This window comes from Mitsuaria sp. TWR114 (assembly GCF_007997345.1).
Map to the genome: position 1 here is coordinate 1 of NZ_VOSR01000918.1, position 821 is coordinate 821.

Here is an 821-nt window from a genome sequence, read left to right on the forward strand (position 1 = left end):
GCGGCTCGTCCATCTGGTCGGCCGCCGACGCCGTGCTGCTGGACCAGTCGTCCAGCCTCGTGCAGAACGCCGAGGCGCGTTCCTCGGCCACCGCGACCTTCGGCCACCTCACCTTCGTATCGCGCACCGCGACGACGCAGACCTCGGTGTCCGGCGTGCAGCCCGGCACCCGTGCCGAGTCGATGGCCAGCACGGAAGCGGCCGACAGCTTCGTCATCACCTGCCTCACCTGCGTGGACGGCACCCGCGGGGTCATGAACTTCCGCGTCGTGCTCGAGGGCGACGTCGGCATGAGCCATTCCTCCACCAACTCGACGACGGGGCAGCCCATCCCCGGCCCCGACCGCGAGATGTCCTATTTCTGGAGCGCCAACCTCACGATGCGCGCCTCGGGGGTCGCGGGAGTTCCCCGGCCCGGGCTGGGTGTCGCAGTACGGGTACGACTATCTGGCGATGGTCAACGACCGCGTCGTCGCCGGCGGCTCGCGGGAGGGCACCGGGATCTACAACCTGCAACTGGAGTTCGAGTTCGGCCGTCCCATCGAGATGCTGTGGCAGGGCACCGCGATGTCCTCGTCCTTCCTGCATGACAGCGCGGACACGGTCATCGGCGCCCTCACCGCGCAGTCGTACGCCGCCTTCACCAACAGCTTCTACTGGGACGGCATCTCCTCGGTCACCGATGCGACGGCAACGCCATCAGCGGCTTCACCGCGCTGAACGGCGCCGGCGTCAGCTACGCCCAGTCCTTCGCCGACGTGGTCGTCGCGGTCCCTGAACCGGGCATGGGTGCGCTGACCCTCGGCGGGCTGGCGCTGCTG

2 protein-coding genes are annotated in these 821 nt (G+C 69.2%); one reads left to right on the plus strand and one right to left on the minus strand.

Features of this window, described 5'->3' with window-relative positions; translation table 11 throughout:
* A partial coding sequence (locus FUT87_RS25790) for a hypothetical protein (protein WP_147242835.1) occupies nt 1-292 on the minus strand: 292 nt, incomplete at its 3' end.
* Between the two features lie 131 nt (nt 293-423).
* Between FUT87_RS25790 and FUT87_RS25795 the strand changes: the two genes are divergently transcribed.
* Nucleotides 424-720 carry a hypothetical protein gene (locus tag FUT87_RS25795; protein WP_147242836.1) on the plus strand — a complete coding sequence of 99 codons (297 nt, stop codon included), beginning with the start codon at nt 424-426 and terminating at the stop codon, nt 718-720.
* Nucleotides 721-821: the final 101 nt, after the last annotated feature.